General features: G+C 65.8%; 3 protein-coding genes and 1 pseudogene. 1 reads left to right on the forward strand and 3 read right to left on the reverse strand.

Annotated features, from left to right (window positions below):
• The first annotated feature begins 13 nt into the window (after positions 1-13).
• Positions 14-1,655: pseudogene (locus tag FUT88_RS09465) on the forward strand (fatty acid--CoA ligase).
• A gap of 54 nt (positions 1,656-1,709) precedes the next feature.
• On the opposite strand, the gene FUT88_RS09470 reads toward FUT88_RS09465, so the two are convergent.
• The 3 genes from FUT88_RS09470 to FUT88_RS09480 form a co-directional block, all read right to left on the reverse strand.
• Positions 1,710-3,077, reverse strand: coding sequence for an MATE family efflux transporter (locus tag FUT88_RS09470; RefSeq protein WP_147214750.1), 1,368 nt, complete (start codon positions 3,075-3,077; stop codon positions 1,710-1,712).
• Complete coding sequence (locus FUT88_RS09475) at positions 3,074-3,688, reverse strand: DUF2239 family protein (protein ID WP_147214751.1); 615 nt, start codon at positions 3,686-3,688, stop codon at positions 3,074-3,076. The genes FUT88_RS09470 and FUT88_RS09475 overlap by 4 nt, the downstream gene beginning before the upstream one ends.
• A gap of 110 nt (positions 3,689-3,798) precedes the next feature.
• Positions 3,799-6,534 (reverse strand): nitrate reductase, encoded by a 2,736-nt coding sequence (locus FUT88_RS09480; protein ID WP_147214752.1) that lies wholly within the window; start codon positions 6,532-6,534, stop codon positions 3,799-3,801.
• Positions 6,535-6,676 lie beyond the last annotated feature (142 nt).

Here is a 6,676-nt window from a genome sequence, read left to right on the forward strand (position 1 = left end):
CGCGCTCCAGACCATGCACGCGAACCTCATCACCCCGACACCTTCGGCGTACACCTATCCGCTGCTCGTCAAGCACCTGTTGACCAACGCGCAATGCCTCCATGGCGAGCAGGAAATCACGTATCGCGGGGCGCTACAGCTATCGCACGTTTCGCGAACGCATCGGCCGGCTTGCCTCGGCACTGAGCACACTGACGGTTCAACACGGCTCGACCGTGGCTGTCATGGATTGGGACAGCCACCGCTATCTCGAGTGTTACTTCGGCGTGCCGATGATGGGCGCAACGCTGTTCACCGTGAATGTGCGGCTCTCCGCTCAGCAAATTCTCTACACACTCAACGATGCGCGGCCCGAGGTCGTGCTCGTGCACGCGGACTTCGTGCCCCTGCTCGAAGAGATCTGGGCTGAGCTGACGAGCGTGCGCCACGTTGTCGTGCTGGCCGACAACGCCCCCATGCCGCACACCACGCTGCCGGTGGCAGGCGAATACGAAGCGCTGCTCGCCCATGCCTCGCCCGATTTTGTATTTGCCGATTTCGACGAACGCACGCGGGCCGCAACGTTCTATACGACTGGCACGACCGGTGACCCGAAAGGTGTGAGCTACAGCCACCGCGACATCGTGCTGCACACCATGGCGACTGCCACGACGCTATGCGCGCCGCGCGATGGCCAGCGCCTGCACCGTGAAGATGTCTACATGCCGATCACGCCGATGTTCCACGTGCTGGCGTGGGGCATGCCGTACATCGCCGTCATGCTCGGCCTGAAGATCGTGCTGCCGGGGCGCTATGCGGCCGACCTGCTCCTGAAGCTGCACGACACGGAGCGCGTGACCTTCTCGCATTGCGTGCCGACGCTGCTGCAGATGTTGCTGCAGGCGGCGGAAGGCGGCATGCAGGACCTGTCAGGATGGAAGGTCCTGATTGGCGGCTCGGCGTTGTCTCCGGCTCTGTGCGAGGCAGCGCTTGATCGCGGCATTGACGTGTTTGCCGGTTATGGCATGTCCGAAACCGGCCCCGTGGTGGCGCTCGCGCAACTGCCGCCTGGCCGCAAGCCAGCAGACCTCCAGGAGGAGATCCGCATGCGCTGCGCCACGGGGCGGCCCGTGCCGCTGGCCGAGTTGCGCATCGTCGACGAGCATCTGCGCGATGTGCCGCACGACGGCAAGCACCAGGGCGAGATCGTGCTGCGCACGCCCTACCTCACGCAGGGCTATTTCAACAAGCCGGAAGCATCGGAAGAACTGTGGGCCGGCGGCTACCTGCACACGCAGGACATCGCCGTCATGACGCCTGATGGTTTCGTGCAGATCGTCGATCGCATCAAGGACGTGATCAAGACCGGCGGCGAATGGGTGTCGTCGATTGAAGTGGAAAGCCTGATCGCCCAGGTGCCGGGCGTGCAGGAGAGCGCCGTCATCGGCGTGCGGGACGCCAAGTGGGGCGAACGGCCAATGGCGTTTGTCGTGAGCAAGCCGGGGGCGCGCCTGAAGGCCGAGGCCATTCGCGACTCCCTTCTGGCACACGCCGACGCCAAACGCATCAGCAAATACGCCGTGCCGGAACTGGACCGTATCGCCTTCGTGGCGGAGATCCCGAAGACGAGCGTCGGCAAGATCAACAAGAAAGTCTTGCGCGAGAACGCCGCGTAAGTCCCGCACGCGCTCCACCGCCCGCCGCCCCTTTGGCAGCTGGCGGCGGCGTCGTCAGACCATGCGGCGGATGCCGAACCGCTGCGCGCGGCGGCGCCACACGAGCGCGTAATACAGCCCTTGCATCACGAACATGGCGAGGAAGGCGGCCGGGTATGCAGCCCAGATGCCATCGGTGCCGATATGCCGGCTCAGCACCCAGGCCACCGGCACTTCCACCGCCGCAATGGCGAGGATGGAAATTGCCGTTGGGGCCATCACCGTGCCGCTCGAGCGCATCACGCCCGAGAAGACGCTCGCCATGCCAAAGATGACCGAGCTCCACAGCGAGATGTGCAGCAGGCTCTGCGCAAGGCTCATCACTTCCGTGTTCGTGGTGAACCAGCCGATGACGGCGCGCGAGAACAGCAACGCCATCAGCACCAGCACGCCGGTAATGACCACGTTGAGCCACAAGCCGGTGCGCGTGATGGCGTCGAGCCGCTCCGTATTGCCTGAGCCGATGGCCTGCGCCCCGAGGATGGACGCCGTGATCGCAATCGACATGGCGGGAAATTGCACGTAGCTGATGATCTGCGTGCCGGCGCCGTAGGCGGCCGTCGCGTCGGAACCGAAGCCGTTGACGAAGGACAGCAGCGCCAGCTCGGCAATCGAGATGACCACAAGCTGCACGCCCGTCGGCACGCCGATCTTCAGCACGGTTTTGAGCACACCAACATCGACCCACAGATGCCGCGCCAGCACGGCATCGGGCGCGAGCGGATGGTTGCGGCGGCGCAGGAAGAAGGCGAGCCACACCAGCGCGATCGTGAACGAGATGATGGTCGCCGCGGCGCCGCTTGCCACACCCAGTTGCGGCAAGCCGAACCAGCCGCGAATGAAGGTCGGCGTCAGCACCAGCCCAATCGCCGTCGACAGCGCGAGCGTGCGCAGCGGCGTGCGCGTGTCGCCGACGCCGCGCATCATCGCCGTAGCCAGCAGGTAGACGAACAGGCCCGGCATGGCATAGAGCATGACGCTGGCGTAGAGCGTAGCGTCTTGCAGGATGTCGGCCGGCGTGCCGAGCCACCCCAGCAGCGCGTTTGCGAACGGGCCGCCCAGCAGCGCCACCGCCAGCCCTACGATGAAGCCCACCGACAACGTTGTCCCGGCCACCGTCTTGACTGCCTCGGGCTTCTTGGCGCCCCACGCCTGCCCGATCAGCACCGCCGCACCGGACCCGAGCCCGATGATGAAAGCGATGAAGAAAAACAGGATCGGAAAAAACGCCGACACCGCGGCGAGTGCCTTCACGCCCAGCATGTGCCCCACATAAACGTTGTTGAGCGTGCCCGACAACGATTGCAGGATGTTGGCAAGGATCAGCGGGCCGAGGAATGCGATGAATGTTCGCCACAACGGGCGAGCAGCAGGCGCTGTCATGCAGCCTCCTGTTGAGGATTGAAGGCCCGGCTTGCCAGTTCGCGTGCAAAGTCGCGCACGTCGGCGGGCCAGGAATGTGTGAGGGATTCGAACGCCGCGGCATCTGCGGCAAACAGGGCGCGCGCTGCCTCTTCAAAGCCAGCGGCGTTGCCGGCCATGGCGGACATGAAGCGGTACGCCGCCTCTTGCGCCACGCGACGGCGGTCGGCGCCTTCGGCAGCGCGGCGCGCATCTTCGACGAGCTTGCGCAGCGTAACCGACGCCCCGCCCGGCTGCGCGGCCAGCCAGTCCCAGTGGCGCGGCAGCAAGGTCACCTCGCGGGCAATTACGCCGAGCTTAGGGCGGCCCGGGCCACGTGGGCGACTTTCGGACTCTGGGGGTTCGGCGGCAGATGGGGCGGCTTGATCCAGGCGCGCAAGCACGTCTTCAACGGTGCCGCGCAGGTCGAATTCCACCGGCTGTGCGCTGATGTTGTCGAACACCAGCACCTGCGATTCGGGGTGTGCATCGACGTGGATCTTGACGGCCCGGGCGACGTCGCGGACGGGCCCGGCGGCCAGGCGCTGCGTGCCGGCAAACGCCGTGCACGCGTAGGTTGCTGCGGCATCCATGAGAAACGCTCCTGCTGAAGTTTCAACAGGAGCGCATTCTACCCGGGTTTAATTGGATGTCAATATTACCCGGGCATAAAAGCGCTATTGCGCGTGACGTGACACAACCGTCACGCGGCCTGCTGCACGCGCGCCTCCACCAGCAACCGCTTCAGCTCCGGCACGCACGAGCCGCAATTGCCGCCCGCTTTCAGGCAGGCCGTGATCTCGCCGGTGGATTGCAGGCCCTGCGTGCGGATGGCATCGCAGATGGTGTTGCGGCCCACGCCAAAGCACGAGCAGACGGTGGGACCGACGTCGACGCCTGCTTCGATCGGCTGGCCGAGCAGCACGCCCGCGCGGTCGAGGTCCTCAAGGCGCTCTTGCGCGAAGAGGCCCGCGAGCCAGTTGCGCGACGGCAGATCCGGACGCGGTGACAAAAACACGCAGGCTTCGATGCGATCATCCACGACATGCACGGCCCGGTAGACACGCGCGGTGGTGTCTTCGTATTCGAGCCAGTCGGCGTGCGGGTCCGTCACGCCGAGCAACGTGCGCGCCCAATCGTGCACGGAACCAAGCTGCTGGCGACCGGCCAGCTCATAGCGCACGAATTGCTTGCCTTGAATGCGCGTCCACCACGTTGCATCGTCGGTGTCGAGCGCGCGGCGCGAGAGCACGAAACCGTGCCATGCCACATCGAACGGCTCGACCATCACCGGCGTGTGCTTGAACTCGGGCTCGCCGGACACGGGGTCGACCACCGGATTGACGACGGCCCCCACGCGCGCATCGGATGCAAACTGGCCGTTCCAGTGGATCGGCACGAACACGCTGCCACGCGCGATGCCGCCCGTCATGCGCACACGCGCCACCACGCTGCCCCAGCGCGACGACACGCGCGCCAGGCCACCCTCGCGCACGCCGGCCAGCAGCGCATCGTGCGGGTGCAGATCGACGAACGGTTCGGGTATGTGGTCCGCCAGCTTGGGCGCGCGGCCGGTGCGCGTCATGGTGTGCCATTGGTCGCGCACGCGGCCCGTGTTGAGGATGAGCGGATATTCACCGTCCGCCGCATGCGCGGGTGCGCGGGCGGGCGTCGGTACGAAGCGCGCGCGGCCATCGGCGTGGGCGAAGCGGCCATCGCTGAAGAGGCGCGCTTCGCCGTTGCCCGATGTTGCGATGGGCCATTGCACCGGCGACATGCCGTCATATGCCTCAGCATCGAGCCCCGCCAGGCCACCGAGGTGGAAGGCACGGCGAATGCCGCTCGCACCGTTGGCGTAAGCGGACAGGCGCGCATGTTCGTCGAACACATCGCGCGCACTCTTGAAGTCGAAGCCGTCGTAACCCATGCGGCGGGCGACGTCGGCGATGATGTCCCAGTCGGCGCGCGCCTCGCCGGGTGCCGGCAGGAAGGCGCGCTGGCGCGAGATGCGGCGCTCGGAGTTCGTCACCGTGCCGTCCTTCTCGCCCCACCCCAGCGCGGGCAACAGGATGTCGGCCAGCACGGTCGTGTCGGTGGCTTCAACGATGTCGGAGGCGACGACGAGTTCGCACTTGGCGAGCGCACGGCGCGCCTGGTCCGCATCGGGCAGGCTGACCACCGGGTTGGTGCCCATGATCCACACGGCCTTCACGCGCCCGTCTTCAATGGCGTTGAACAGGTCGACCGCCTTGAGGCCCACCTTGTCGGCCATGCGGGGCGCGTCCCAGAACGTCTGCACGAGGTCACGATGCGACGGCTCGTTCAGCTCCATGTGCGCGGCCAGCATGTTGGCCAGCCCGCCCACCTCGCGGCCGCCCATGGCATTCGGCTGGCCGGTAATCGAAAACGGCCCCATGCCCGCGCGGCCGATGCGACCGGTGAGCAAGTGACAGTTGATGATGCTGTTGACCTTGTCCGTGCCCGCCGTCGACTGATTCACACCCATCGAGAACGCGGTGATGGTGCGCTCGGTGTCGGCAAACCAGCTGTAGAAGGTCAGCAGATCGTCGAGCTTGAGCTTGCAGGCCTTGGCGACGGCTTCGACGTCCTCGCTCTCGGTGCCGGCGGCTTCCAGCGCGGCATCGGGGCCATTGGTATGCAGCGTGACGAAATTCCTGTCCACCACGCCACGCCGCGAGAGGAACGACAGCAGGCCGTTGAAGAGCCGCACATCGGTACCGGGCTTGATGGGCAGATGCAGATCGGCCAGTTCGCACGTGGCCGTGTGGCGCGGGTCGACCACCACCACCTTCATCTCGGGGCGCGCTTCCTTGGCGCGCACGATGCGCTGGAACAGGATCGGGTGGCACCACGCGGTGTTGGAGCCGACCAGCACGATGAGGTCCGCCATTTCCAGATCGTCATAGCAGACGGGCACGAGGTCTTCGCCAAACGCGCGCTTGTGGCCGGCCACGGCCGACGACATGCACAGCCGCGAGTTCGTATCGATGTTGGCCGTGCCGATGAAGCCCTTCATCAGCTTGTTGGCGACGTAGTAATCCTCGGTCAGCAACTGGCCGGAGACGTAGAGCGCGACTGAATCCGGGCCGTGTTCTTCGGCGATGCGGCGAAAGCCCTGGGCGACGGCGTCGAGCGCGGCGTCCCATGAGACGCGCTGCAGCGGGGCAATGGGGGCATCCAAGTCATGCGAGCGTTCGCGGATGGCGGGATACAGGAGGCGGCCATCAAGGCTGACGGTTTCCCCCAGCGCGGAGCCCTTTACGCACAGGCGCCCGGCGTTGGCGGGGTGCGTCGGATCGCCTTGAATGCTGACGCTGCCATCCGCCTGCGGGGTCGCTAGCACGCCGCAGCCGACGCCGCAGTAGGGGCAGGTGGTGCGCACGGCGTTCGTTACTGGGTGGATGGGGATGGTGGTCATCGTCGTCTCTGTTTTGCTTTGCGTGATTGGTGCATCCCTTGTTTCATCCCCTGCCGGGGCTGACTCACTTTCATTGTCTTGCCAAAGAAAGTAAGCAAGAAGAAGGCGCGCCGAGATGGCGAGGGATTCTTGAATTTATGTC

Origin of the sequence: Ralstonia sp. TCR112, assembly GCF_007997035.1 — a bacterium.
Classification (GTDB): Bacteria; Pseudomonadota; Gammaproteobacteria; order Burkholderiales; family Burkholderiaceae; genus Ralstonia; species Ralstonia edaphi.

What these genes read in the sequence shown, in the direction of transcription:
- FUT88_RS09470 (WP_147214750.1), bottom strand. Translation starts at nt 3,077, where the DNA reads ATGACAGCGCCTGCTGCTCGCCCGTTGTGGCGAACATTCATCGCATTC.
- FUT88_RS09475 (WP_147214751.1), bottom strand. Translation starts at nt 3,688, where the DNA reads ATGGATGCCGCAGCAACCTACGCGTGCACGGCGTTTGCCGGCACGCAG.
- FUT88_RS09480 (WP_147214752.1), bottom strand. Translation starts at nt 6,534, where the DNA reads ATGACCACCATCCCCATCCACCCAGTAACGAACGCCGTGCGCACCACC.